Origin of the sequence: Nonomuraea ceibae (genome assembly GCF_019396325.1) — a bacterium.
GTDB classification, from domain to species: Bacteria; Actinomycetota; Actinomycetes; order Streptosporangiales; family Streptosporangiaceae; genus Nonomuraea; species Nonomuraea ceibae.
Window position 1 is genome coordinate 148,036 of the sequence record NZ_JAHKRO010000007.1, and the last position, 25,167, is coordinate 173,202.

Here is a 25,167-nt window from a genome sequence, read left to right on the forward strand (position 1 = left end):
ACCTTGAGAACGCTCTTCGACGAACGCACCGCTATCGCACCATCGTGGTTCGGCGATGCGAGCCGATGACGGAAGGGCAGTCCCGGAGCGGAACGAGCTGATCGAACAGCTCCTCGTACGCCTTGAAGCAGTTCTCCTTGTCGTAGAGCTCCCGGGCCCTGCGCCCGCCCTCCGCGCGCTCTGCCGGGGTCAGCGCCGCGAGCTCGGTGATCGCGCGGGCCAGCGCGGCCGGATCACGCATCGGGACCCGGCGGCCGAACCCCGTTTCCATGACGGGCGAGCGCCCTCCAGGAAAGTCCGTGGTGACCGAAGGGACGCCGGCCATCATCGCCTCGGCCTGCACGATGCCGAAGGATTCCCAGATGGACGGCAGGGCGAAGACGTCGATCGACGCGTAGAAGTCGTCGATCTGGCCTCCTCTCAGCATGCCGAGCATCCGCACCCGGCTGTCGTCGCCGATGAGCGGGCGAAGCCGATCTTCGATTCCGCCGCCGGCCACCTCGATCCAGTCGCCGCCGATCAGCAGCCGGGCGTCCGGGTCGTCGAGCAGCTGGAATGCCCGGATCAGGTATTCGATCCCCTTCTCTTCCACGATCCGGCCGAGGAATCCGATGTGCAGCCCGGGCCCGTCACGATGGTTCGGCTCGGCGCCCCGGCGATCCAGGCACGGCGGCGCGATCCCGCGCCAGTGCCTGCGCCTGATCATGGGCCACAGCTTGGAGCCACGCGCCTGATCGGAGCTGTTCAGTACGACGGCGTCGGCGAACCGCATCGCCATCCACGTGGAACGGCTGACCGCGTTCGTCGCGACCGAGTTGACCACTCCCGGTGGCAGCCACAGGTCGGTGTGGTGCGTGATCACCAACGGCCGGTCCCGCACGCTCAGCGCGATCGGCGCCACTTCGAGCATCGGCACATGCAGGTTGACGATCGCCGACCGGCGAGCGACACGCCGGACAAGGGGCACGAACTGCGGGCTCACCGGCCCCCGCCCGATTCTGGTGCGGACAGGGCTGCGGAAGATCGAGACGCCGGCGCGGAGCTCCCGGAGCGGCAGCGACTCGTCGTGCTGGACGGCCACGACCGCCACCCGGCTCCCCCGCTTGGCCAGCCCCTCCGCCAGCGTCTGGGCATAGATCGTCAGCCCGCTGACGTACGGAGCGTAATAGTTGATGATGATCGCAACGTCGAATTCGTGAGCACTCATGGCAGGCATCGGTTCCTCACCCGGACGCGACCAGGGCGTGAGTTCGTGGCGCGCGTTCATGGCGCGGCGGGATGGTGGCCGAGCACGAACAGGACGCTGAACGCGACCGCCCACAGAGCACAGGCGCACTGCAGGGTGCGGTCGCGCAGCAGGTGCCGCACCGGATCGCCGTCGTTCCGGCTCGTCAGCTGGATCTGCAGGTAGCGGAAGACGATGAAGAGCGCGAACGGGGCGGACAGCGCCATCGCCGTCTGGCCGTGGTCGCGGCTCAGCGAAGCCCCGGTTCCCAGGTACATGAGGCCGGAGATGAGGGCGAACACCGACGTGACCTGCATGAGCCAGCCGGTCAGCTCCACCGTGTAGCCGCGGAGCGCCGGCCGGTGCACGGCTCCCGCGCCCAGGAGTTCCTGGCGTCGCTTGCCGAGGAGGAACAGCACGGACACGGCCAGCACCGTGACCAGGAGCCAGTGCGCGACGGGTTCGCCCACCGCCAGATAACCCTGGACGACCCGGAGGACGAAGCCCAGCCCCACCGCGCTCAGGTCCACGAGCGGGACGTGCTTGAGAACCAGGCTGTAGGCCACGTTGAGCCCCAGGTACACCAGCACCGGCCAGCTCGGGACGGGGGCGAAGGCCAGCACCGCGCCGAGCGAGGCGAGCAGTCCGGCGCAGTAGAGGTATCCCACCGGCACCGGAATCCGGCCGGAGGCGATGGGGCGGTGGCATTTGACCTCATGGCGGCCGTCCCGGTGCCGGTCGGCGATGTCGTTGCCGACGTAGACCGCGGCGGAGGCCAGCATGAACGCGCCCACAGCCCACGCGATCCTGCCGGCCATCGCGACGTTCCAGGGCCAGGCGTCGATGAGCGCGAGCGGGACGAAGAAGACCGCCTTGACGGAGTGCAGCGGCCGCGCCAGCCGGACGAGGTCCAGGACCCACCGCAGCCGGCCGCCCTCGGCCTGCTCTGCCGGTGAGTCCGGGCGCTCGGAGTTCCTCGGCACCCCGGTGGATCCCAGGACATGCATGTCGCAACCTCCGGCCAGGCTCAGAAGAAGACCTTCGCGAGTGACAGTGCGCCCTGCCGCCAGGCATCGCGGCTGGTCCGGCCCGCCCTCCCGGACGACCTGGCCTGACGTTGCTCCTGCCACCACTCGTACGTGCGGAGGATCGCTTCCCGGTTGGACAGCCGGGGCCGGAAGCCGAGCCGGTCACGGGCCTTGTCGATGCTGACGTAGGAGTCGTCGAGCAGTTTGTGGGCCAGCCGCCCGTACACCGGGGAGAGCCGCATCCGCTCCAGGATCCGGAGTCCGGCCAGAGCCGGCCGAGCCGGGAGCGAGACCACCCGCTTGCCGTGGCCCGCGGCGTCGAGCACCGCCTGGAAGTTCTCCCGGACCGTGCCGAACTCCGCGGCCGCGATGTTGTACGTGTCGCCCGCCACGTCCGCCGGAGCGGAAAGCACGCCGACGACGGCCTCCACCAGATCCTCGATGGCCAGCATCTGGTTGCGGGTATTGCCGTCGCCCAGGACGGGGAAGTTGCGCCCCTCCTCGGCCCACTCGAAGAGCATCGCGAACAGGCCCATCCGGCCGGGGCCGACGAAGGTCTTGGGACGCAGGATCGGAACGCACATGCCGTCCGCCCGGTACTCTTCGGCCACTTCCTCCGCCGCGCTCTTGGCCCGCGTGTACGGGTCGACCGGCTCGCGCGGATGATCCTCCGGGGTCGGCACCAGCTTGGGCAGCCCGTAGACGGCGGTGGACGAGATGTGGACGACCCGCTCGACGCCGGCGCGGCGTCCGGCCTCGAGCACACTGCGGGTGCCGTGGACGATCACGTCGTGGATCTGGGCAGCCGGGTAGCTCGGCAGCGCACCGGCGCAGTGCACGACGGCGTCGGCCCCCGCCATCGCGTCGGTCAGCAGCGCGGTGTCGCGGATGTCACCGATCCGCTGCCGCCAGCCGTAGCCGGGGTCGGGCGACAGGCGCAGGTCCACGCCGACGACGTCACGGCCCTGCCCGACGAGATGCCGGGCCAGTACGCCGCCGAGCATTCCCGCGCTTCCGGTGACTACGATCCGCTCGGCCATCGCGGCGCCACCTTCTCCCGTACGAATCGGACGAGGAGCCGCGACAGGCCCTTGGCCAAGGTCTGGTCCAGGGCGTCCAGGAAGTATTCGACATCCGCGGGCTCCGCCACCAAGGGGGGTGCCACGACGAGCGGATTCCGGCCGTTCAAGGTGTAATACGCGTAGACGTCGTGATCATGATATAAGGCGTCGATGACCGAGCAGGTGATCAGTTTGACGCGGAAATTCGGGTCGCGAGCCAGGCCGCTGGGCGCCAATTTGGCGACGAGATCGAGGATGCGCGGCCCGCCGTCCAGGAAGACGCCGTACAGCGCACCGGCGCCGCGCACGTCGGCCACCGCATGACCATGCTCCTTGCGGATCCGGTCCAGACCTGGCGCCAATACCTGCTCGATGTCCCTCGCCCGTTTCGGATAGTCGTCCTCGACGGCGATGTTGACGGCCTCGATGGCGGTGACGCTCTCCTCGCCGAACCCGTAATACGTCGTGCTCGTGCTGAGCAGGAGGGAGTCGGTGAGGTTGTCGTACGCCTTGCGGAACACCGGCTCCCTCGCGATGTATGCAGAAACCGAGGATTTCCCGCCGCCGAACGATTTCGACGTCGTGAGGATGTCCGGGACGAGATCGGGGTAACGCATGAAATAGAACAGGCTCCCGGACTTCCCCCATCCGGTGTAGATCTCGTCGAAAATCAGGATGATGCCTTCTTCGGTGCAGAGATCCCGCAGCCCGCGCAGGAACTCCTCCGAGCACAACCGCATGGTCGACGCGCTGAACGGCTCGATGAGAATCGCGTACACATCGCAGCCGCCGTCCGGCCGGCGGGCCCGGCGGACCGCGTCCCGTACGGAATCGAGGTCGTCGTAGCGAAAGCTGCCGATGCCGGGGATCGTGGGAAAGGCGAAATTCTTCTGCGCCCCGCCGGTGAGGCCGGCGGATCCGAGCAGCTTGCCGTGAAAGCTGATGTCGGCGTGGAGGATCTGCCCTCTTCTGCCCTCATGGTATTTGTACGCCATCTTGACCGCGCCTTCGACGGCCTCGGCGCCGGAATTCGGGAAGAACGACATGTTCAGGTCGCCGGGCAGCAACTGGGCGAGGTTGTGGCTGAGCGCGGCGACGTAGGGCGAGAAATAGGTCTTGTGCACCTCCATGCGCCGCCGGTCGGCGAAGCGGCGGCGAGCGGCCAGGATGCGCGGATGATTGTGTCCGTGGTTGAGAACTCCGACCCCGCCCGTGACGTCGAGGACGCGGCGGCCGTCACGCGTCCAGATCCACGCGCCTTCCGCCCGGTCGACCAGTTCGCGGCCGAATCCGAACGAGGTCATCAGGGACACCTGGCTGCGGCTGACATATTTGCGGTAAAGGTCGTGAACCTGTTTTGCGGTAAGACGCTCACACTCGTCGACTGTGATCAGCTTGGACATGTGGGCATTTCCTTTCGCAGGCGTGAAGACCGCGTTCCCGTCGGTGACGGCCCGCCCTTTTATTGCCTGACCGGCATTCGCAGGATGACAGTGAGGGCGCTCAAATCCCGCCCAACTTCCGCCCAAGACGGGTGGCACGGTATTCATCCGGGCCCGCGCTGCCGGCCCGCCCGGACCCGCCACCGGAGGACGCCGGCTCCAGCGGCCGGGGCGCCTCTTACGCGCCCGCCGGTACCGGCATGCAGCAGCCTGCCGTCCGCCCGTTGACTGGCCGATCGCGACGTCCTACCGTCAGTGCCACTTAAAGGAAAGTTTCCTATAAATTCGGGAGACGTCACGTGAAGAAGGTCCTGCTCGCCCTCACCCTCTTACTCGGCATGACGGTGGTGTCAGCCCCCGCCGAAGCCCACCGCGACGGCTTCAAGAGAGTCGCCTACTTCATCCAGTGGGGCGTCTACGGCCGCAACTACCACGTCAAGGACATGGAAGCCAGCGGAGCGGCCCGCAAGCTCACGCACATCAACTACGCCTTCGGGCTCGTGAACCAGCAGGCCGAGTGCTACTCCTCCGACCCCTGGGCCGACTGGCAGCGGCCCGTGCCCGCCGAGCAGAGCGTCGACGGCGTCGCCGACACGGAGGGCCAGGCGCTGAACGGCAACCTCAACCAGTTCAAGAAGCTCAAGGCCAAGTACCCCAAGCTCAAGATCCTGATCTCACTGGGCGGCTGGACCGGCTCCGCGCACTTCTCCGACGCCGTCCTCACCCCCGAGTCGCGCAGCAAGCTCGCCAAGTCCTGCATCGACCTGTGGCTGCGCGGCAACCTGCCCGGCCTGCCCGAGGGCGCGGGCGCCGGCATCTTCGACGGCATCGACCTCGACTGGGAGTGGCCCGGCTTCCCCGGCGCCCCCGGTAACGTCGTCCGCCCCGAGGACAAGCAGAACTTCACCGCCTTCGTCGCCGAGCTCAGGTCCCAGCTCAACGAGTACCGGCGCTCCGCCCTGCTGACGGCGTTCCTGCCCGCCGCCACCCGCGTCATCGACGCCGGCCTCGAGGTGCCAAAGATCTTCCGCAACCTCGACTACGCCACCATCCAGGGCTACGACCTGCACGGCCCGTGGGACAAGATCACCGGCCACCACTCCAACCTCTTCAACGACCGCCGCGACCCCAACGAGATCCGCGAGAGCCTCGACCAGACCATCACCTACTACCGCGAGCGCGGCGCCCCCGCCCGCAAGCTCGTCGCCGGCGTCCCCGCCTACGGCAAGGGCTGGACCGGAGTCCCCGCCGGACCCGCCCGGGACGGCGTGTACCAGCCCGCCACCGGCGCGGCCCCCGGCAAGTGGGAAGCCGGCTCCGAGGACTACAAGGACATCCTCACCAAGCCCGGCAAGCGCTACCGCGACCTCAGGACCGGCGCCGTGTGGCTGTACGACGGCAACGAGTTCTGGACGTACGACGACCCGACGGTGATGCTGCAGAAGGCCGCCTACATCCGGCACAAGAAGCTGGGCGGCTACATGATGTGGTCCATCGACGGCGACGACGCCAAGGCCTCCCTCACCTCCGCCTTGTACAGGGTCCTGCGCTAGATGCACTTGGCCAAGATCTTGTGACTCTCCCTGATCGCGCCTTCCGGCCGCGGTCAGGGAGAGGAGCCACGGCTCCTGCGCTCCCCCGGCTGCGCGATCGGTGTGGCGGTTCTTCACGGACCCGGCCCGCCTGGCGCGCTGGTGGGGGACGGCCGAGCTGGACGCCCGCCCCGGCGGCACGCTGCGGGTGGCGATGCACGAGGGCCCGCGCCCGGTGATGCGCGGCCAGTTCGTGGAGCTCGTCCCGTACGAACGGCTGGTCTTCACCTTCGGCTGGGAGCCCACGCCGGGAGCGCCCGGCCTCGGCCCCGGCGCCTCCCGGGTCGAGGTCACCCTGACCCCCGACGGTGACGGCACCACGCTCACCCTGCGCCACAGCGGCCTGCCCGCCCCGCTGGAGGAGGAGACCGGCGGCGGCTGGGCGCACCTGCTGCCCCGCCTCGGCGAGGCCGCGGCCACGGCCACGGACTGACGGCGGGTGGCGGAAGGCCGGCTGTGCGGAAACCTTCAATGCGGCATCGCCGGCCGGCTCCCTAGAGTCATGAGCATGGACGTGGTACGGGGGGCGGCGCGCGGCATGGCCGGGCTGGTGCTCGGGGCGGTGACGGCCGTGGTCGAGCTGGCGTGGGTCGTCGTCGCGGTGCCGATGCTGGCCCTGCCGGCGACCCGGTCGTGGTCGGTCCGCGGCACCCGGTGGCTGGCCGAGACCGATCGGGTCCGGGTCAACCGCTGCCTGGGCGGCGCGATACCGCCGGGGCCGGCCGGGGGACGCTCGCTCGCGTACGTGGCGGCGCACGCCGTGGTGGGCGGGCTCGGCGGCGCGGTGCTGGTGCTGGTCGGGGTCTGGGTGGTGGTGAGCCGGCGGGCGCTGTCCGGAGGCTCGGGCACGCGGGCCGCGATGAGCTGGTACGACCCGATCACCTGGACGGCGTTCGGGCTCCTCGTCCTGTTCCTGGCGGCGCAGGCGCTGGTCGGCCTGGCGGCGCTGGAGCGGCGGCTGGCGGAGTGGGGCCTGGCGCCCAGCGACAGGGAGATGCTGCGCAGCCGCGTCCAGCAGTTGTCGCGGACGCGGACGGAGGTCCTGGAGGCCGTCGACGACGAGCGGCGGAGGATCGAACGGGACCTGCACGACGGCGTGCAGCAGCGGCTGGTGGCGCTGGGCATGCTGCTCGGCCGCGCCGAGCGCCTCGGGGACCCGGGCGCCGCGGCCCCGCTGTTCCGCCAGGCGCGGGAGGAGTCCCGCCGCGCGCTGGAGGAGCTGCGGGAGGTGGCCTGGCGGATCTACCCGGTGGCTCTGGACGACGGCGGCCTGCCGGCGGCGCTGGAGTCGCTGGCCGAAGGGTCGAGCGTGCCGATCGTCCTCGACCTCGACCTGCCGGTACGGCCCGGGCCTGCCGTGGAGACGGCCGCCTACTTCGTGGTGTGCGAGGCGGTGACGAACGCGCTCAAGCACAGCCGGGCCGGGCGCGTCGAGGTCGGGATCAGCCGGTCCGGCGGCGTCCTGCTGGTCCGGGTCGCCGACGACGGCGTCGGCGGCGCGCGGGCCGACGGGCGCGGCCTGTCGGGCCTGGCCCGGCGGGTGGCGGCCCACGACGGCCGGTTCGAGCTCGACAGCCCCGTGGGCGGGCCGACGACGCTGCGGGCGGAGCTGCCGTGCGCGTAGTGCTGGCCGAGGACAACACGCTGCTGCGTGAGGGGCTGACCCGGCTGCTGGGCGAGGACGGCCACGAGGTCGTGGCGGCCGTCGGCGACGGCGAGGCGCTGGTCGCCGCGTGTGACGAGCATCGGCCGGAGGTGGTCATCGCCGACGTCCGCATGCCGCCCACGTACACCAGCGAGGGTCTGCGGGCCGCGCTCGCCGTCCGGCGGCGGCATCCGGGGATCGGCGTGCTGGTGCTGTCGCAGTACGTCGACACCCGCTACGCCGCCCAGCTCCTCGACGGCGACGCGCGCGGGGCCGGCTACCTGCTGAAGGACCGGGTGGCCGAGGTCGGCGACTTCCTGGAGGCGCTGCGGCGGGTGGCGGACGGCGGCACGGCGTTCGACCCGGAGGTCGTCCGGCGGCTGCTCAACCGCGCCCGCGACACCGTGGCCCTGGCCCGGCTCACCCCGCGCGAGCACGAGGTGCTGGCCGGGATGGCGCAGGGGCACACCAACGAGTCGATCGCCGCCCGCCTGCACGTCTCGCGCAGCGCGGTGGAGAAGCACGCCAACGCCATCTTCGACAAGCTCGGCCTCGCGCACGCCGACGGCTACAACCGGCGGGTCCTGGCCATCGTGCGCTTCCTGAACGAGTAACCCCTCCTGACCCGACGACCGGGCGGCCCTGCGAGCCGCGGCCGGTCCCCTCGTCCTGCCCTTTCCGACGGAGCCTGCCCCTTTCCGACGGAGCCTCCCCCTTTTCCGATGAAGCCTGCCCTTTTCCTATGGAGTGCGTATGAACGTGTTGACCAGGCGGCTCGTGAGCGGTGCGGCCGCGGCCGTGGTCTGCCTCGGCCCGGCGGCCTCCCCCGCTTCGGCGGCGCCGCCGCGACCGGACCCGGCCGCGATCGCCGGCGTGGTGCGGGCCAACCTCGGCCCGGCCCGCCTGCCCGGCGTCGCGGTGGCGCTCGTCAAGGACGGCCGCGTCCTGCACACCGGCGGGTACGGGCACGACGCGCGAGGCGAGCCGGTCACGAGCCGTACGCCGATGCGGATCGCGTCGCTGTCGAAGTCGTTCACCGCCCTGGCGGTGATGCAGCTGGTCGAGGCCGGTCGCCTCGGCCTCGACGATCCCGTGATGCGCCATCTGCCGGAGTTCGCCCTGGCCGACCTGAGAGCCGGGCGGATCACCGTCCGTCACCTGCTCGACCACAGCTCCGGCATGTCGGACACCACGTACCCGGAGGCCACGCTCCCTCAGCCGGACTCACTCCGTCAGGCGGTGGCGGACCTGCGCCACGCCCGGCTGGCCGCCGCGCCGGGCGTGCGGCACGACTACCACAACCCCAACTACTGGGTGGCCGCGCGGCTGGTGGAGGTGGTGAGCGGGGTGCCCTTCGCCGACCAGCTCGACCGGCGGGTGTTCACCCCGTTGCGGATGACCTCGACCGTGACCGTCGGCAACTGGCGGGACCCGGTGCCGAGGCTCATGGACGGGCACAACCGCTTCCTCGGCCTCACGTGGCCGCGCACCGAGCCCGACCGGTTCGTGGCCGGCTCGGCCGGCGTCGTCACCACGGCCGACGACCTCGCCCGGTGGCTGGCCCTGCACACCCGGGACGCGACGAGCGCGGTCCTGTCCCGGCGCGGGCTGCGGGAGCTGCGCCGGCCCAGCGCGCCCGACGGGCGCTACGCCCTCGGCTGGGACAATCCCGACACCTACGGCGGCCCCCGGCAGATCACGCACCCCGGATCGTCGTTCACCTCGACGGCGACCATGGTGCTGCTGCCCGACACCGGGTACGGCATCGCGCTGATGTCCAACAGCCGGATGCCGCTGGAGGCCGACGTCGAGGCCGTCATGGAGGACCTGATCGCCCTGACCCGGGGCTCGTCCGGCGCGGGCGCCCCGCTGCCGCTGGCCTTCGTCGCCGACCTGACCGCCCTCGCCGCGGCGCTGTCGGTCGCGGCGGCCGGGGCGGTCAAGGCCCGCCGGGCGCGGCTCTGGGCGCGGCGCCGCGCCGGCGCCGCGCGGTGGCGGACGGCGCTCCGGCTGGTGCCCTATCTGCTGCCGTTGCCGGGGTTCGTCTTCCTGCCGCGCCTCCTGGAGCTGGTCACCGGCGGCCGTGACGTCACCTTCGTCCTGCTGTCGCACATCTGGCCGACCCTTCTCGCCACGGCCGGCCTGACCGCCGCGACCGGGCTCCTGGTCCTGGCCGCCCGCATCCGCGCACTCCTGCGGCAGGGCGGCGCGGGCCACGGAGGCTCGCCGCCCGGCCGTGCTCAGCCAGAGGCGCGGGCGTCGTAGGTCTCGCGGTTGGCGAGGACCTCCCCCATGTGCGACTGCGCCCAGCCCCTGAGCCCGCGCGCCATGCGGTGGAGCGAGAGGCCGAGGTCGGTCAGCTCGTAGGTGACGGTGACGGGGACGGTCGGCGTCACGGTGCGGACGAGCAGCCCGTCGCGCTCCAGCGCCCGCAGCGTCTGGGTCAGCATCTTCTGGCTGACCCCGGCCAGCAGACGGGAGATCTCGGAGTAACGCATCGCCTGCGGAGCCGCACCACCCTCGTCAGCGCCGCTGTCGCCGCCCAGCGCGCACAGGATCAGGACGACCCACTTGTCCGAGATCCGGTCGAGCAGCCGCCGGCTGGGGCACTCCGCCAGGAACGCGTTGTACTCCACCTTGGCCTGGGCCCTCTTCTGGGCCGCCTTCATCGTCGTCACCGCTTCGCACCTCTCACCGCTGGGCGAGTTACGCACTTCAGAGTGCCTACTTCCGGAAAGGAAGCTTCTCTCCAATGCTGATGCAAGGAGGCGGCGGACGCCACCTCCTGATGGCATGACGAAAGGCGATGACATGAGCACCCCGGCTCGCACTCTTCCCGGCGGCACCTGGACCCTGGGCGACCTGACCGTCACCCGGTTCGGGTACGGCGCCATGCAACTGGCCGGCCCGTGGGTCATGGGGCCGCCCGCCGACCGCGACGGCGCCCTGGCCGTGCTGCGCGAGGCGGTCGACCTCGGCATCACCCACATCGACACCAGCGACGCGTACGGGCCGCGCGTCACCAACGAGCTGATCCGCGAGGCGCTGCACCCGTATCCCGAGTCGCTGCGCATCGCCACCAAGGTGGGCGCGACCCGCGACGAGCAGGGCGGCTGGCCTCCGGCCCGGCGGCCGGAGGACCTGCGCCGCCAGGTCCACGAGAACCTGGAGTCCCTGGGGCTCGACGTGCTCGACCTGGTCAACCTCCGGCTCGGCGACGCCGAGGGTCCGCGGCCCGGCTCGCTCGCCGAGGCGTTCGGGACGCTGGCCGACCTTCAGCGGCAGGGCCTGATCCGTCATCTCGGCGTCAGCAACGCCACGGCGGAGCAGGTCGCGGAGGCGCGGAGCATCGCGCCGATCGTGTGCGTGCAGAACATGTACAACCTCGCCCACCGCGGCGACGACGCGCTCATCGACCGGCTCGCCGCCGACGGCGTCGCGTACGTGCCCTTCTTCCCGCTCGGGGGCTTCACCCCGCTCCAGTCGTCGGCGCTCTCGGCGGTCGCCGCCCGCGCGGGGGCGGCGCCGGTGTCCGTCGCGCTGGCCTGGCTGCTGCGGCGGTCACCGAACATCCTGCTCATCCCCGGCACCTCGTCGACGGCCCACCTGCGCGAGAACGTCGCCGGCGCGGGCCTGTCCCTCTCGGAGGAGGACCTGGCCGAGCTGGACGGCATCAGCCGCTGACCGGCCCCCTTCAGCAGGAGGAGCGCGCCAGCCGGGCCGCGAGCTCCCGGACCTGCTCGGGGCGGGGGTTGGCGCCGGTCAGCACGGTCGCCGGCCGGTCGCCGGCGACCAGGCCCTGGGCGATCGCGGCCAGGCCGGCCGCGCCCGCCGGTTCCAGGAGGATGCCCAGCGTGCGCGCCGCCAGCTCCACGGCCGCGGCGATGGCCTCGTCGCTCACCAGGACGATCTCGTCCACCAGGGCGCGGGCCCGCCGCACCGAGGCTTCCAGCGGGAGGCTCACCGCGATCCCGTCGGCGAAGGTGCGGGCGTGTTCGACGCGGACCGGGCGGCCGGCGCGCAGGCTCTCCAGCATCGAGGGCGCGCCCTCGGCGTTGACGCCGACGATCCGGGTGCCGGGAGCGTGCTCCTTCATCCACCGTCCCACGCCGTTGATCAGCGCGCCGTCGCCGACCGGGAGCACGACGGCGTCGTACACCGGGCGCCCCGCGCCACCCGGCCGGGGCCGGGTCAGCTCGACCCCGATCGTCCCGGCTCCCTCGGCGATCGCCGCCTGCGAGCCGTCCTGCGCGTAGAAGCGGTCAGGGTGGTCCGCGGCGTAGGCGGCCGCGGCCTCCCGCGCGGACGATCCGTCGGGCCCGGCCGCGATGACGCGGGCGCCGAACGCTTCCATCCGTTCACGCTTGCCGGGGTTGACCGTCTCGGGCACGAACACCTCGACCGGCATCCCCCGGGCCCGCCCGGCGTAGGCGACGGCCTGCCCGAAGTTGCCCGAGCTGGCGCACACCACCGGTGTGCCGGGGGCGAGGGTGCTCAGCATCAGATCGGCGCCCCGGCCCTTGAAGCTGCGCACCGGGTTGGCCGTCTCCACCTTGACGGTCACCGCCCGGCCGCCCAGCGCCCGGCACAGCTGCTCGTCGAGATACTGCGGCGTGTCCAGGAACACCGGATCGATCACCCGCACGGCCTTCTCGATCCGCGCCACGTCCAGATCCACGCGCGCCGCCCTTCCTCGGTAGTTTCGGGAACCCGGCCGACGTTAGCCGAACTCCCGATCGAACCGATTGAGGATTCTCGCCCCGCGACGCAATAATCTTGCATGCCCGAACCGCCGCCGCCCCGCCTGGACGAGATCGACGCCCACCTGCTGGACCTGCTCCAGCACGACTCCGGGCGCACCCTGCACGAGCTCGGCGAACAGGTCGGGCTCTCGCCCAGCGCCGTCCAGCGGCGGATCGCCCGCTACCGCAGGGACGGCCTCATCACCCGGCAGGTCGCCGTCCTCGACCCGCACCTCTTCGGCCCCACCGTCCTGGCCACGGTCCTGGTGACCCTGGCCAGGGAGTCGTTCGAGCACCACCGCGCCTTCGCGGGCCGGATGCGCGCCGACCCGCAGGTCCAGCAGTGCTACCGGGTCGCCGGACCGTGGGACTACGTGGTCGTCCTGGCCGCGCGGAGCACCCGCGACTGCGGCCGGCTCGGCGACCGCCTGTTCAAGGCGGACGACAACGTCCAGCGCTACGAGACGCTGGTCGTCTTCGACACCGTCAAGACCGGCCTGACCCTCCCCCTGCCCGCCCTTCCCCAGGACGGGCGGTCATAGGTCACCCGTCCTGAGCGGGCCGAGGTCGCGGACGGTCCTGGCGAGGGCGCGGATGGGGCCGCTCTCCGCCTTGGTGCGCCACACCAGGGCGTACGGCAGGGCGCCCATGTCGCGTACGGCCAGGTAGGTGAGGTCGGGCTCGTGGACCAGGGCCGCCCCTGCGGGTGATCTTCGGGGTGGGCATCCACCCGATGATCCAGCAGGTCTGCGCCGACCGGCTCAGGACCTGGGACGAGTGGCAGGAGCTCTCGGCCGCGTCCCACGGCGGGACGTGAGGCCGGGACCGGCGCTCAGGGCTGGAGGTCGGTGAGGGTGAGGATGGTCGCGCCGGTGCTGCCGCCGTAGCCGGGAGCCAGGCAGTCGAGGAGCGGCGTGATGGGGTCCTCCAGGGTGACGCCCTCGGAGGTCACGGTGTCGCCGGCGAACTTGCCCGCGGTGACGGCGCCGACGACGGCGAAGACCGACTGGCCCGCGACCACGTTGAGCGTGACGGTGTAGCTGATGGTCGAGGTCTCGCCGGTGTTCCAGGTCACGACCTCGGTCGCGGGCATGGCGCCGGACAGGCAGCCGAGGCTGCCCTGCCCGGAGATCGTCGACGTGCCCGAGGTGATGTCCGGGTCGCTGGACACGCAGGTCGGGTAGGTGCCGGTGCCGGTCATGGTCACGTTCTGCTCGGTCAGGCGCAGCTTGGGCGAGAAGGTCAGGGTGTTGGTGCCGTCGATCGAGCAGAGGACGTCCTGGCCGATGGCGTGCGCCGGTGCGGCGTACGCCATGCCCAGGGGGCAGAGCAGCGCGAGGACGGCGCCGCAGACCGCGGTCCTGGCTGAGGTGGCTCCGGTGCGCATGGGGCGTCCCTTTCGCGACGAGGCGGAACAGGCGCTGGGAGCCGGTTCTCCCGGACCCCCACCCAGGACAGTAGAGGTCACGGAGCGTGTCGACCAGGTACGATTCTGCCACCATCGCGGGCATAGCGGCGTACCGAGGATGAAGCTGTCATGTCTTGGTACGTCCGATGATTCCGTCCTTGGGAGTGCCCGGTGACCTCTCGTTCCTCTCGGCCGCGCCGAGGCGTGCGCGCCCTGATCGCCGTCGCGGCCGTCGCCGCCTTCAGCGTGGCCGTCCCGGCCGCCGGTCCCGCCCAGGCTGCGGCGCCCGCGCAGTGCCAGGGCACCGAGACCGTCACGTACAGCCCGGGGGTGACCTTCACGCCGCGGGACATCGAGGTGACGGTGAGCGGCGACTTCAGCTCCTGCCTCGACGGCGCGGGCCAGGTCACGAGCGGGACGTACGGGGAGCGGTTCACGATCTTCGCCGGGTGCAACGACCTCCTCGACGGCTTCGAGGCGGTACGGGTCGTCGAGTGGAACACCGGCGACAGCAGCGCCATCGACGGCGCCGGGAGCAGCACCGCCGTGGCCGGTCAGGTGATCACCACGTTCACCGGCCCTGTCGTCCAGGGCCGGTTCCAGGGCCGGTCAGCCGTGCAGACCGTCACGCTCGTCCAGCCGGACCTGCTGAAGTGCCTCACCACCGGGCTCACCGGGGCGAACGGGGTGACGACGCTCACCATCACCTGAGCCGGTCGCCTGAGCTGGTCACCTCGTCCAGGTCCACTTCTGGTTGTCGCCGCCGTGGCAGGCGTAGAGCTGGAGGCGGGTGCCGTTGGCGGTGCCCCGGCCGACGGCGTCCAGGCACAGCCCGGACTGCACGCCCACGATCGAGCCGTCCGCGTTGACGCGCCACTTCTGGTTGTCGCCGCCCCAGCAGGAGTAGATCTGGATGGCGGCGCCGTTGCCGGTGCCTGCCGCGTCGAGGCACTTGGCGCCGTAGACCTTGATCTCGCCGGCGGCGGTGGCGGCCCACTGCTGGTTGGCGCGGCCGTTGCAGTCCCACAGCTGCACGGCGGTGCCGTCGGCGGTGGCGGCGCCGGGCACGTCCAGGCAGCGTCCGGAGCCCGTCCCCCTGATCTGCCCGGCGCCGTCGCCGGGCGTGCCGCCGTCCAGGCCGAAGAAGCGGACGGCGTGCGCGGCCATCCCGGGGTGCGGCAGGTCGTGGCCGGCGCCGGTGACGGTGTACGCCTCGACCTGCCCGGAGCCGAAGACCCGCCGGGTCCAGCCGGGCTGCGGGCTGTCGGTGGTGACGGGGGTGGTGCTGATCCCGTGCACTCCGGTCCACTGGTCGACCTGCTCCTGCAGCATCGTGTAGGGCAGGACGGAGTCCTGCGTGCCGTGCCAGGTCATCAAGCGCGGCCGGGGCCCGGTGTAGCCGGGGTAGGCGTTCCTCACCATGTCGCTCCACTGCTGCGGCGTCCTGTCGGCGCATCCGGCGGGGCCGAGGCACCCGTACGGGACGCCCGCGAACGGCGCGCCCGCCTTGAAGACGTCCGGGTAGGTGGCGAGCAGGTTGACGGTCTCCATCGCCCCGGAGGAGAAGCCGGTGGCGAACACCCGCTGCGGGTCGCCGTCGTAGCGTTGCAGGACGTGGTTCGTCATGGAGACGATCGACACCGGGTCGCTGCCGCCGCCGTGGCGCAGGGCGGCGTCCGACCACACGTCGAAGCAGTTCGACAGGCCGTTGGCGCTCTTGTTGGCCTGCGGGTAGATGACGACGAAGCCGTGCCGGTCCGCGAGTGAGGCGAACTCGGTCCCCTGGTGGAAGGCGGGGGCCCAGCCGTTGCAGCCGTGCATCGCCACCAGGACGCCCGGCCTGGGCGCCAGCCGGTCGGGGACGTAGACGTACATCCGCAGGCCGCCCGGGTTGGGGCCGAAGCCGGTCACCTCGGTCAGGGAGGCCGCCGCCGCCTGCGGCGGGGCCGTGAGGAACACGGACAGGAAGGTGATCAGAGCCGCCAGAGCGGCGTACTTCCTGGTACGGGCTCTCGCGGGGGGTGCTGGTCCCATGCTTCCGCCTCTCTCAGGGGGGTGTTAGCGCTAACAGACACGGAGTCGCGGGCGCTGTCAAGCGGGCCCGCATCGGCGCGGGACCCCCTCCCCCGCGCCGACCTCGCGATATCGGGCCATAGGGCCGCGCGGCACGATGAAACTTTCATGCCGGCGCCCCGCCGCCGCATCGCCGGGCGAAACTTTTAGGCGCGCGAACGCAGGACCACCTGGGCAGGCACAGCAGCACCCCGCCGAAAGTTTTCAGTCATATCTTGACAAGTTTCGGGACGCTTCCCACACTGAGCCCCCAGGACGATCTCCAGCTCGTGATCCGCTTCATGGAGGTTCAGGCAATGAGCGTCAACGCCGTTTCCCCACCCACCGCCCGGCCACCGCGAAGCGGGCGCCGCCGGGCGCTGATCACCGGCGCGATCGGCGCCGTCGGCCTGGTCGCCGCGCTGACGTCGGCGCTGCCCGCGAGCGCCGCGGAGAGCACGCTGGGCGCCGCCGCCGCCCAGAGCGGCCGCTATTTCGGCACCGCCATCACCTCGAGCAAGCTCGGCGAGGCCGCCTACACCTCGATCGCGGCGCGCGAGTTCGACATGGTGACGGCCGAGAACGAGATGAAGATCGACGCCACCGAGCCGCAGCGGGGTCAGTTCAACTTCACCCAGGGCGACCGCGTCTACAACTGGGCCGTCCAGAACGGCAAGCGGGTCCGCGGGCACACCCTGGCCTGGCACTCGCAGCAGCCGCAGTGGATGCAGAACCTGTCCGGCAGCACGCTGCGCCAGGCGATGATCAACCACATCAACGGCGTCATGGCCCACTACAAGGGCAAGATCTACTCCTGGGACGTGGTCAACGAGGCCTACGCCGACGGCAACTCCGGCGGCCGGCGCGACTCCAACCTCCAGCGCACCGGCAACGACTGGATCGAGGTCGCCTTCCGCACCGCGCGCACCGCCGACCCGGCGGCCAAGCTCTGCTACAACGACTACAACATCGAGAACTGGACCTGGGCCAAGACGCAGGGCGTCTACAACATGGTCAGGGACTTCAAGGCGCGGGGCGTGCCCATCGACTGCGTGGGCTTCCAGGCGCACTTCAACAGCGGCAGCCCGTACAACAGCAACTTCCGCACCACGCTGCAGAGCTTCGCGGCGCTCGGCGTCGACGTGGCCATCACCGAGCTGGACATCCAGGGCGCCTCGGCCGCCACGTACGCCGCCGTGACCCAGGACTGCCTGGCCGTGCCACGCTGCGTCGGCATCACGGTGTGGGGCGTGCGCGACATCGACTCCTGGCGCTCGGGCGACACCCCGCTGCTGTTCGACGGCAACGGCAACAAGAAGCCCGCCTACACCGCGGTGCTCAACGCGCTGAACGGCGGCAGCACGACGACGCCGCCACCGGGCGGTGACGAGGGCCAGCTCAAGGGTGTCGCCTCCGGCCGCTGCGTGGACGTGCCCAACGCCTCGAGCGCCGACGGCACCGCGGTGCAGCTGTGGGACTGCAACGGGCAGACCAACCAGCAGTGGACGCGGACCTCGGCCGGGGAGCTGCGGGTCTACGGCAACAAGTGCCTGGACGCCGGGGGCTCGGGCAACGGCGCCAGGATCCAGATCTACTCCTGCTGGGGCGGCGACAACCAGAAGTGGCGCGTCAACTCCGACGGCTCGATCGTGGGCGTGCAGTCCGGGCTGTGCCTGGACGCCGTCGGCAACGGCACCGCGAACGGGACCGGGCTGCAGCTCTACACCTGCTGGGGCGGCAGCAACCAGAAGTGGACGTACAACGCGGGCTCCGTCTCGCCCTGATCGCCCCTCCGGGTTCCCCCTCCCTCGGGGTGGAGGGGAAGGGGAACCCGGGGCGGCACGTCGACGCGCGATCTCCCGCACGTTGACGGGCCGGCCCCAGGCCGCCGCCGTGAAACTTTCACGGCGGCGGGCGGGGCCGCGCGATCTCCTCCCGGCGCGAAAGCGCAGCAGGGAAGCCGTCCGGGCGGCATCGGCCGCGCCGCCGGGGGAGGCCCGCCGTTGACGGCGGGCCGGACTGTCGTATGTACTCCCCGGCAACACCCCGAGGAAGAGAACGACGCAGATCCGGCCGGCGAAATGTTAACGCTAACACTCCCCCTCCCCCCAAGGAGCACCGCATGTCCTTGAGCCGTCGTCAGCTCCTCCAGGCCGCGGGCGCGACCGCCGCGTTCACGGTCGCCGGCCAGGCGGCCGGCGCCTCCCCCGCGCTCGCCGCCGCCCTCCCCTGGGCCAGGCCCGACATCGGCGTCTCGGCCTACGAGTTCGACCTCGGCCAGGTCCGGCTGACCTCCGGCCGCTGGCTGGACAACCAGAACCGCACCCTGGCCTACCTGCGCTTCGTCGACGTCGACCGGCTCCTGTACGTCTTCCGGGCCAACCACCGGCTGTCCACCGGCGGCGCGGCGGCCAACGGCGGCTGGGACGCGCCCGGCTTCCCGTTCCGCTCCCACATGCAGGGCCACTTCCTGACGGCCTGGGCGCAGGCCTACGCCGTGCTCGGCGACACCACCTGCCGGGACAAGGCCGACCACATGGTGGCCGAGCTGGCCCGATGCCAGGCGAACAACGCCGCCGCCGGGTTCACCGCCGGCTATCTGTCCGGCTTCCCCGAGTCGGACATCACCGCCGTGGAGAACCGCACGCTGAACAACGGCAACGTGCCGTACTACTGCATCCACAAGACGCTGGCCGGGCTGCTGGACGCCTGGCGGCTGATCGGCAACACCCAGGCCAGGACCGTGCTGCTGGCGCTGGCCGGATGGGTGGACGCCCGCACGTCGCGGCTGAGCCAGAGCCAGATGCAGGCGATGCTCGGCACCGAGTTCGGCGGCATGAACGCCGTGCTCACGGACCTGTACCAGATGACCGGCGACGCCCGCTGGCTGACCACGGCCCGGCGCTTCGACCACGCGGCGGTGTTCGACCCGCTGGCCTCGGGCCAGGACCGGCTCAACGGGCTGCACGCCAACACGCAGGTGCCCAAGTGGATCGGCGCGGCCCGGGAGTACAAGGCGACGGGCACGACCCGCTACCGCGACATCGCCGCCAACGCCTGGTCCATCACCGTCGGCGCGCACACGTACGTGAACGGCTCCAACAGCCAGGCCGAGCACTTCCGCGCCCCCGACGCGATCGCCGCGCACCTGACCAGGGACACCGGGGAGGCGTGCAACACGTACAACATGCTCAAGCTGACCCGGGAGCTGTGGCTGCTGTCGCCGACGCGGGCCGACTACTTCGACTACTACGAGAACGCCCTGCTCAACCATCTGATCGGGCAGCAGGACCCGGCGAACCCGCACGGGCACGTCACGTACTTCACGCCGCTGAACCCCGGCGGGCGGCGGGGTGTCGGCCCGGCCTGGGGCGGAGGCACCTGGAGCACGGACTACAACTCGTTCTGGTGCTGCCAGGGCACCGGGATCGAGACCAACACCAAGCTGATGGACTCGATCTACTTCCACGACGGCACCACGCTGTTCGTGAACCTGTTCGTGCCCTCCACGCTCGACTGGGCACGGCGCGGCATCACGGTCACCCAGACGACCTCCTACCCGGTCGGCGACACCACGTCCTTGCAGGTCACCGGCAACGTGAGCGGCTCGTGGACGATGCGCGTGCGCATCCCGGGCTGGACGCAGGGCGCGACGGTCAGCGTCAACGGGGTCCGGCAGGACATCGCCACGACGCCGGGCAGCTACGCCGCCCTCACCCGGTCGTGGGCCCCGGGCGACACCGTGACCGTGCGGCTGCCGATGCGCGTGATCATGAGGGCCGCCGCCGACGACCCCCGGGTGCAGGCCGTCACCTACGGCCCGGTCGTGCTGTCGGGCGACTACGGCAACACCGCCCTGTCGTCGGCCCCCACGCTCACCCCGTCGTCGGTCACCCGGACCAGCGCCTCCTCCCTGACCTTCACGGCCACGGCCGACGGGGCGCAGGTGCGGCTGGGGCCCTTCCACGACGCGCACGGCCACAACTACGTCGTGTACTGGAACACCGGCGGCCCGGGCGGGAGCGGCGCGGCGAGCTTCCGGCTGATCAACGCGGCCAGCGGGCTGGCCCTGGGCATCCAGAACATGTCCACCGCCGACGGCGGCCTGGCCCTCCAGTGGACGGACAACGGCACCGCCGACCACGACTGGGTCCCGATCGCCGACGGCAACGCGGTGCGCTTCCGCAACGCGCACAGCGGCAAGGTGCTCGGCGTCGAGAACATGTCGACGGCCGACGACGCGCGGGTGCTCCAGTGGGGCGACACGGGCACCGCCGACCACCGCTGGACGGTCGGCGACGCGGGCGACGGTTCCGTCAAGATCCGCAACGCGCACAGCGGCAAGCTGCTCGGCGTCCGCAACGGCTCGACGGCCAACGGCGCGCAGGTGGTCCAGGACTCCGACAACGGCAGCCCGGACAACCTGTGGCGGTTCGTACCGAACGGCGCGCGGCGCATCCAGAACGTGGGGACCGGGATGGTGCTGGGCGTCACCGGCATGTCCACGGCCGACGGCGCGCTCGTCGTCCAGTGGGGTGACACCGGCACCGCCGACCACCTGTGGACGGCGGTCGTCGACAGCGGCGGCTACCTGCGGCTGCGCAACTCCCACAGCCAGAAGGTGCTGGGCGTGGAGAACATGGGCACCGCCGCCGGGTCGCGCGTCGTGCAGTGGGCCGACAACGGCACCGCCGACCACCGCTGGCGGCTGCGCCACGGGCCGGGGGTGACGTTCCGGATCCAGTGCGCCAACGGCGGCCGCGTCCTCGGCCTGGCCGGCACGTCGCAGGGCGCGCAGGTGGTGCTCGCCGACGACGGCGGCGCGAACGACATCCTCTGGAGGTTCCTGTGAGGCGCGTGCTCTCCATCCTGTCGTCCCTGCTCGTCGTGGGCGTGTTCCTGACCCCCCAGGCGTCGGCCGCCACGGTCGACACCAACGCCTGGTACGTGCTCGTCAACCGCAACAGCGGCAAGGCGCTGGACGTGTACAACCTCTCCACGGCCGACGGCGGCCGCATCACCCAATGGGCGCGCAACGACCAGAACCAGCAGCAATGGCAGTTCGTCGACTCAGGCGGCGGCTACTACCGGCTCAAGTCCCGCCACTCCGGCAAGGTCCTGGACATCTACAACTGGTCCACCGCCAACAGCGCCGCCATCGTCCAATGGACCGACCACAACGGCACCAACCAGCAATGGCGCCTGGCCGACAGCCCCGACGGGCACATCCGCCTCATCTCCCGCCACAGCGGCAAAGCCCTCGAAGTCCAAGGAGCCTCCACCGCCGACGGCGCCAACATCGTCCAGTACGACGACTGGGGCGGCGCCAACCAGCAATGGCAACTCGTCCGCGTCGACGGCGGCGGCTACACCAACCCGGTCGTCTGGCAGGACTTCGCCGACGGCGACATCATCCGGGTCGGCGACGCCTACTACTACTCCGCCTCGACGATGCACTACTCGCCGGGCGCGCCGATCCTGCGCTCCTACAACCTGGTCGACTGGGAGTACGCCGGCCACTCGGTCCCGAGGCTCGACTTCGACTCCGGCGCCTACGACCTCAACGGCGGCCGGGCGTACGTGAAGGGCATCTGGGCCTCGACCCTGAACTACCGGCCCAGCACCGGCACCTTCTACTGGATCGGCTGCGTCGAGTTCGGCCGCACCTACGTCTACACCGCCTCCGCCGTGGACGGCACGTGGACCAAGCGCTCGCGGATCGACAACTGCTACTACGACGCCGGCCTGCTGGTCGACACCGACGACACCATGTACGTCGCGTACGGCAACGGGACCATCAGCGTCGCCCAGCTCACGCCCGACGGGCTCGGCCAGGTGCGGGCGCAGCAGGTGTTCCAGACCCCGAGCAGCGTCGGCACCCTGGAGGGCGCCCGCTTCTACAAGCGCAACGGCTACTACTACATCTGGCTGACCCGGCCCGCCAACGGCCAGTACGTGCTCCGCTCCACCTCGCCGTGGGGCCCGTACGAGATGCGCCAGGTCCTGCTCGACCTGCCCGGCCCCATCTCCGGCGGCGGCGTCCCCCACCAGGGCGGGCTCGTCCAGACGCAGAACGGCGACTGGTACTACATGGCGTTCGTCGACGCCTACCCCGGCGGGCGCATGCCCGCGCTCGCGCCGATCACCTGGAGCGGCGACTGGCCGTCCGTGCGGACCGTCGACGGCCGCTGGGGAGTCACGTACCCGAAGCCGAACATCCAGACCAGCCGCACCGTGGCCCCCATGATCGGCCCGGACGCCTTCACCTCGCCCGCCCTCGGGCACCGCTGGGAGTGGAACCACAACCCCGACACCAGCCGCTTCACCACCGGTGACGGCCTGCGGCTGCGGACCGCGACCGTCACGAACGACCTCTACAACGCGCGCAACACGCTGACCCACCGCATCCAGGGCCCGTCGTCGACGGCGACGATCGAGCTCGACCACACGCAGATGGCGAACGGCGACCGCGCCGGACTGGCCATGCTGCGCGACCGGTCGGCGTGGATCGGCGTCAAACGCGACAACGGCGTCAGCCGGGTCGTGATGACCGACGGGCTGACCATGAACAGCTCGTGGCAGACCACCGGCACGGGCGCCGAGGCGGCGAGCGCGGCCGTTCCGAGCGGCCGGATCTGGCTGCGGGTCAGCGCCGACATCCGGCCGGGCTCCGGCAGGCAGGCCCGCTTCTCCTACAGCACCGACGGCAGCACGTTCACGAGCCTCGGCCCGGCCTTCACGCTGAACAACGCCTGGCAGTTCTTCATGGGCTACCGCTTCGGGATCTTCAACTACGCCACGCAGTCCCTCGGCGGCGCGGTGACCGTGCGCCGCTTCGACCTCACCACCCCCTGACGAAAGGCACAGCCGTGAAACGCAGATTCCTGACCGTCCTGGCGACGGTCGCCGTCATGCTGGCGAGCCTGTTCGCCGCCCTGCAGACCCAGGCCGCCCATGCGGCGACGGTCGACACCAATGCCTGGTACGTGCTCGTCAACCGCAACAGCGGCAAGGCGCTGGACGTGTACAACCTCTCCACGGCCGACGGCGGCCGCATCACCCAATGGGCGCGCAACGACCAGAACCAGCAGCAATGGCAGTTCGTCGACTCAGGCGGCGGCTACTACCGGCTCAAGTCCCGCCACTCCGGCAAGGTCCTGGACGTCTACAACTGGTCCACCGCCAACAGCGCCGCCATCGTCCAATGGACCGACCACAACGGCACCAACCAGCAATGGCGCCTGGCCGACAGCCCCGACGGGCACATCCGCCTCATCTCCCGCCACAGCGGCAAAGCCCTCGAAGTCCAAGGAGCCTCCACCGCCGACGGCGCCAACATCGTCCAGTACGACGACTGGGGCGGCGCCAACCAGCAATGGCAGCTCGTCCGCGTCGACGGCGGCGGCAACCCGGGACCGTGCGACCTTCCGTCGACGTACCGGTGGAGCTCGACCGGCCCGCTGGCGACGCCGAAGGCCGGCTGGGTCTCGCTCAAGGACTTCACCGTCGCCCCCTACAACGGCAGGCACCTCGTCTACGCGACCACGCACGACACGGGCACCCGGTGGGGCTCGATGAACTTCGGCCTCTTCGGCAACTGGTCCGAGATGGCCTCGGCCAGCCAGAACGCGATGTCCGCCTCGACGGTCGCGCCCACCCTCTTCTACTTCGCCCCGAAGAACGTGTGGGTGCTCGCCTACCAGTGGGGCGGGACCGCGTTCTCGTACCGGACGTCGAACGACCCGGCGAACCCGAACGGCTGGTCGGCGCAGCAGGTGCTCTTCTCCGGCAGCATCAGCGGCTCCGGGACCGGCCCCATCGACCAGACGCTCATCGGTGACGGCACGAACATGTACCTGTTCTTCGCCGGGGACAACGGCAAGATCTACCGGGCCAGCATGCCCATCGGGAACTTCCCGGGCAGCTTCGGCACGAACTCGACCGTCATCATGAGCGACACGACGAACAACCTGTTCGAGGCCGTCCAGGTGTACAAGCTCCAGGGCCAGAACCGCTACCTGATGATCGTCGAGGCGATCGGCGCGCAGGGGCGCTACTTCCGCTCGTTCACGGCCACCAGCCTGGGCGGCTCGTGGACGCCGCAGGCCGCCACCGAGGCCAACCCGTTCGCCGGCAAGGCCAACAGCGGCGCCACCTGGACCAACGACATCAGCCACGGCGAGCTGATCCGCACCAGCCCCGACCAGACCATGACCGTCGACCCGTGCAACCTGCAGCTCCTCTACCAGGGGCGCAGCCCGAACTCCGGCGGCGACTACGGCCTGCTGCCCTACCGGCCCGGCCTGCTGACCCTGCAGCGCTGAGCCGATCCGGCGGGCCCGGCACGGTCCGGGCCCGCCCTCGCCCTCTGGCTGGACCGCCGCCGTGGCCACGGAGCCGTCCGCGAGAGCACCGCACCGCCCGCCGGGCCGTGATCGGGTATCAGGTCACGGCCAGGTGGACCCGGTGGTGGCGCGGGTTCTCGGCCTCGTCCAGCAGGGCGATGGCGAAGTCCGCGTACGACATGCGCGCCGCAGGGTCGCCGTGGTCGCGGATCTCGTAGCCGCCGGTGCGCCGCCCCTCGTGGTCGAAGTCGCCGGCCGGGCTGACGTACACCCAGTCCAGCGGGCCGGCCTCGGCCCGCAGCGCCTCCAGCCCGGCGGCGTGGGCCAGGCAGAAGGGCCGGAACTCGGCCGGGAACGCGGGCGCGTCCAGCAGCCGGACCCCGTCGGCGTCGTGCAGCAGCGAGGCGAGCCCGGCCGTGACGAGCCTGTCCAGCCCGGCCTCGCGCAGGCCGGCGGCCAGGGCGTGCGCGGCGTCGGTGAAGAACGTGCCGGAGCCGAGCGCCGCGGTCGTGTTGACCGCGTGGTCGTGACCGGCCGCGAGGGCGGCGACGGCCGCCGCGTCGGTGACGTCCCCGGCGGCGACGCGTACGCCGTCGTCCGCCGGGCCGGTGTAGCGGGACGGGGGGC

21 protein-coding genes are annotated in these 25,167 nt (G+C 71.2%); 12 read left to right on the forward strand and 9 right to left on the reverse strand.

Annotated elements, in window-relative coordinates:
- Nucleotides 1-31: 31 nt before the first annotated feature.
- From KME80_RS07625 to KME80_RS07640, 4 genes are read right to left on the reverse strand one after another with little or no spacing between them, the layout of a single operon-like run.
- Nucleotides 32-1,267: a glycosyltransferase family 4 protein gene (locus KME80_RS07625; protein ID WP_246644277.1), complete on the reverse strand. Its 1,236-nt coding sequence runs from the start codon at nucleotides 1,265-1,267 to the stop codon at nucleotides 32-34.
- Entirely contained in the window at nucleotides 1,264-2,232 is a 969-nt protein-coding gene (locus tag KME80_RS07630) for a UbiA prenyltransferase family protein (RefSeq protein ID WP_219501882.1), read from the reverse strand. The genes KME80_RS07625 and KME80_RS07630 overlap by 4 nt, the downstream gene beginning before the upstream one ends.
- 20 nt (nucleotides 2,233-2,252) lie before the next feature.
- Complete coding sequence (locus KME80_RS07635) at nucleotides 2,253-3,293, reverse strand: NAD-dependent epimerase/dehydratase family protein (RefSeq protein WP_219501884.1); 1,041 nt, start codon at nucleotides 3,291-3,293, stop codon at nucleotides 2,253-2,255.
- The gene (locus KME80_RS07640) at nucleotides 3,275-4,717 is read right to left on the reverse strand and encodes an aspartate aminotransferase family protein (protein ID WP_219501886.1); all 1,443 of its coding nucleotides are present in this window, start codon (nucleotides 4,715-4,717) and stop codon (nucleotides 3,275-3,277) included. The genes KME80_RS07635 and KME80_RS07640 overlap by 19 nt, the downstream gene beginning before the upstream one ends.
- Before the next feature lie 338 nt (nucleotides 4,718-5,055).
- Between KME80_RS07640 and KME80_RS07645 the strand changes: the two genes are divergently transcribed.
- The 5 genes from KME80_RS07645 (at nucleotide 5,056) to KME80_RS07665 (ending at nucleotide 10,258) form a co-directional block, all read left to right on the forward strand.
- Nucleotides 5,056-6,309, forward strand: coding sequence for a glycoside hydrolase family 18 protein (locus KME80_RS07645; RefSeq protein WP_308125650.1), 1,254 nt, complete (start codon nucleotides 5,056-5,058; stop codon nucleotides 6,307-6,309).
- Between the two features lie 100 nt (nucleotides 6,310-6,409).
- The gene (locus KME80_RS07650) at nucleotides 6,410-6,781 is read left to right on the forward strand and encodes an SRPBCC family protein (RefSeq protein WP_219501888.1); all 372 of its coding nucleotides are present in this window, start codon (nucleotides 6,410-6,412) and stop codon (nucleotides 6,779-6,781) included.
- 75 nt (nucleotides 6,782-6,856) lie between these two features.
- Complete coding sequence (locus tag KME80_RS07655; RefSeq protein ID WP_219501890.1) at nucleotides 6,857-7,972, forward strand: sensor histidine kinase; 1,116 nt, start codon at nucleotides 6,857-6,859, stop codon at nucleotides 7,970-7,972.
- Nucleotides 7,963-8,607, forward strand: coding sequence for a response regulator transcription factor (locus tag KME80_RS07660; RefSeq protein WP_219501892.1), 645 nt, complete (start codon nucleotides 7,963-7,965; stop codon nucleotides 8,605-8,607). Before KME80_RS07655 ends, KME80_RS07660 begins: the two co-directional genes overlap by 10 nt.
- Nucleotides 8,608-8,746: 139 nt before the next feature.
- Complete coding sequence (locus tag KME80_RS07665) at nucleotides 8,747-10,258, forward strand: serine hydrolase domain-containing protein (protein WP_219501894.1); 1,512 nt, start codon at nucleotides 8,747-8,749, stop codon at nucleotides 10,256-10,258.
- On the opposite strand, the gene KME80_RS07670 is transcribed toward KME80_RS07665, so the two are convergent.
- The gene (locus tag KME80_RS07670; protein WP_246644306.1) at nucleotides 10,234-10,662 is read right to left on the reverse strand and encodes a winged helix-turn-helix transcriptional regulator; all 429 of its coding nucleotides are present in this window, start codon (nucleotides 10,660-10,662) and stop codon (nucleotides 10,234-10,236) included. The two genes, KME80_RS07665 and KME80_RS07670, sit on opposite strands and share 25 nt — an antisense overlap.
- 142 nt (nucleotides 10,663-10,804) lie before the next feature.
- Here KME80_RS07670 and KME80_RS07675 point away from each other — a divergent pair, with 142 nt between their 5' ends.
- The gene (locus KME80_RS07675; protein ID WP_219501898.1) at nucleotides 10,805-11,677 is read left to right on the forward strand and encodes an aldo/keto reductase family oxidoreductase; all 873 of its coding nucleotides are present in this window, start codon (nucleotides 10,805-10,807) and stop codon (nucleotides 11,675-11,677) included.
- Between the two features lie 10 nt (nucleotides 11,678-11,687).
- On the opposite strand, the gene KME80_RS07680 is transcribed toward KME80_RS07675, so the two are convergent.
- The gene (locus KME80_RS07680) at nucleotides 11,688-12,671 is read right to left on the reverse strand and encodes a threonine ammonia-lyase (RefSeq protein ID WP_219501900.1); all 984 of its coding nucleotides are present in this window, start codon (nucleotides 12,669-12,671) and stop codon (nucleotides 11,688-11,690) included.
- Nucleotides 12,672-12,773: 102 nt separating this feature from the next.
- Between KME80_RS07680 and KME80_RS07685 the strand changes: the two genes are divergently transcribed.
- On the forward strand, nucleotides 12,774-13,277 hold the full coding sequence (locus KME80_RS07685) for an Lrp/AsnC family transcriptional regulator (protein WP_219501903.1): 504 nt from the start codon (nucleotides 12,774-12,776) through the stop codon (nucleotides 13,275-13,277).
- Between the two features lie 290 nt (nucleotides 13,278-13,567).
- Here KME80_RS07685 and KME80_RS07690 read toward each other — a convergent pair whose 3' ends face one another.
- Complete coding sequence (locus tag KME80_RS07690; RefSeq protein ID WP_219501905.1) at nucleotides 13,568-14,122, reverse strand: hypothetical protein; 555 nt, start codon at nucleotides 14,120-14,122, stop codon at nucleotides 13,568-13,570.
- Nucleotides 14,123-14,314: 192 nt separating this feature from the next.
- On the opposite strand from KME80_RS07690, the gene KME80_RS07695 reads away from it, so the two are divergent.
- Nucleotides 14,315-14,854 carry a hypothetical protein gene (locus tag KME80_RS07695; RefSeq protein ID WP_219501907.1) on the forward strand — a complete coding sequence of 180 codons (540 nt, stop codon included), beginning with the start codon at nucleotides 14,315-14,317 and terminating at the stop codon, nucleotides 14,852-14,854.
- 18 nt (nucleotides 14,855-14,872) lie between these two features.
- Here KME80_RS07695 and KME80_RS07700 read toward each other — a convergent pair whose 3' ends face one another.
- Nucleotides 14,873-16,177: an extracellular catalytic domain type 1 short-chain-length polyhydroxyalkanoate depolymerase gene (locus KME80_RS07700; protein ID WP_219501909.1), complete on the reverse strand. Its 1,305-nt coding sequence runs from the start codon at nucleotides 16,175-16,177 to the stop codon at nucleotides 14,873-14,875.
- Between the two features lie 335 nt (nucleotides 16,178-16,512).
- Here KME80_RS07700 and KME80_RS07705 point away from each other — a divergent pair, with 335 nt between their 5' ends.
- The 4 genes from KME80_RS07705 to KME80_RS07720 all read left to right on the forward strand — a co-directional run bounded on the left by KME80_RS07705 (nucleotide 16,513) and on the right by KME80_RS07720 (nucleotide 24,519).
- Nucleotides 16,513-17,979: an endo-1,4-beta-xylanase gene (locus tag KME80_RS07705; protein ID WP_219501912.1), complete on the forward strand. Its 1,467-nt coding sequence runs from the start codon at nucleotides 16,513-16,515 to the stop codon at nucleotides 17,977-17,979.
- A 338-nt stretch (nucleotides 17,980-18,317) separates the two neighbouring features.
- Nucleotides 18,318-21,047 carry a beta-L-arabinofuranosidase domain-containing protein gene (locus KME80_RS07710; RefSeq protein WP_219501914.1) on the forward strand — a complete coding sequence of 910 codons (2,730 nt, stop codon included), beginning with the start codon at nucleotides 18,318-18,320 and terminating at the stop codon, nucleotides 21,045-21,047.
- Nucleotides 21,044-23,050 carry an RICIN domain-containing protein gene (locus tag KME80_RS07715; protein WP_219501924.1) on the forward strand — a complete coding sequence of 669 codons (2,007 nt, stop codon included), beginning with the start codon at nucleotides 21,044-21,046 and terminating at the stop codon, nucleotides 23,048-23,050. The genes KME80_RS07710 and KME80_RS07715 overlap by 4 nt, the downstream gene beginning before the upstream one ends.
- A 56-nt stretch (nucleotides 23,051-23,106) precedes the next feature.
- Nucleotides 23,107-24,519: a non-reducing end alpha-L-arabinofuranosidase family hydrolase gene (locus KME80_RS07720; protein ID WP_219501968.1), complete on the forward strand. Its 1,413-nt coding sequence runs from the start codon at nucleotides 23,107-23,109 to the stop codon at nucleotides 24,517-24,519.
- 118 nt (nucleotides 24,520-24,637) lie between these two features.
- Here the strand turns inward: KME80_RS07720 and KME80_RS07725 are convergent.
- A partial coding sequence (locus KME80_RS07725) for an NAD(P)-dependent oxidoreductase (protein WP_219501927.1) occupies nucleotides 24,638-25,167 on the reverse strand: 530 nt, incomplete at its 5' end.

Bases quoted from the DNA above. Each gene is read 5' to 3' on its own strand.
- KME80_RS07630 (WP_219501882.1), bottom strand. From the start codon at position 2,232: ATGCATGTCCTGGGATCCACCGGGGTGCCGAGGAACTCCGAGCGCCCG.
- KME80_RS07685 (WP_219501903.1), top strand. From the start codon at position 12,774: ATGCCCGAACCGCCGCCGCCCCGCCTGGACGAGATCGACGCCCACCTG.
- KME80_RS07635 (WP_219501884.1), bottom strand. From the start codon at position 3,293: ATGGCCGAGCGGATCGTAGTCACCGGAAGCGCGGGAATGCTCGGCGGC.
- KME80_RS07720 (WP_219501968.1), top strand. From the start codon at position 23,107: ATGCTGGCGAGCCTGTTCGCCGCCCTGCAGACCCAGGCCGCCCATGCG.
- KME80_RS07705 (WP_219501912.1), top strand. From the start codon at position 16,513: ATGAGCGTCAACGCCGTTTCCCCACCCACCGCCCGGCCACCGCGAAGC.
- KME80_RS07625 (WP_246644277.1), bottom strand. From the start codon at position 1,267: ATGAACGCGCGCCACGAACTCACGCCCTGGTCGCGTCCGGGTGAGGAA.
- KME80_RS07670 (WP_246644306.1), bottom strand. From the start codon at position 10,662: ATGAAGGCGGCCCAGAAGAGGGCCCAGGCCAAGGTGGAGTACAACGCG.
- KME80_RS07655 (WP_219501890.1), top strand. From the start codon at position 6,857: ATGGACGTGGTACGGGGGGCGGCGCGCGGCATGGCCGGGCTGGTGCTC.
- KME80_RS07690 (WP_219501905.1), bottom strand. From the start codon at position 14,122: ATGCGCACCGGAGCCACCTCAGCCAGGACCGCGGTCTGCGGCGCCGTC.
- KME80_RS07710 (WP_219501914.1), top strand. From the start codon at position 18,318: ATGTCCTTGAGCCGTCGTCAGCTCCTCCAGGCCGCGGGCGCGACCGCC.
- KME80_RS07675 (WP_219501898.1), top strand. From the start codon at position 10,805: ATGAGCACCCCGGCTCGCACTCTTCCCGGCGGCACCTGGACCCTGGGC.
- KME80_RS07640 (WP_219501886.1), bottom strand. From the start codon at position 4,717: ATGTCCAAGCTGATCACAGTCGACGAGTGTGAGCGTCTTACCGCAAAA.
- KME80_RS07665 (WP_219501894.1), top strand. From the start codon at position 8,747: ATGAACGTGTTGACCAGGCGGCTCGTGAGCGGTGCGGCCGCGGCCGTG.
- KME80_RS07700 (WP_219501909.1), bottom strand. From the start codon at position 16,177: ATGGGACCAGCACCCCCCGCGAGAGCCCGTACCAGGAAGTACGCCGCT.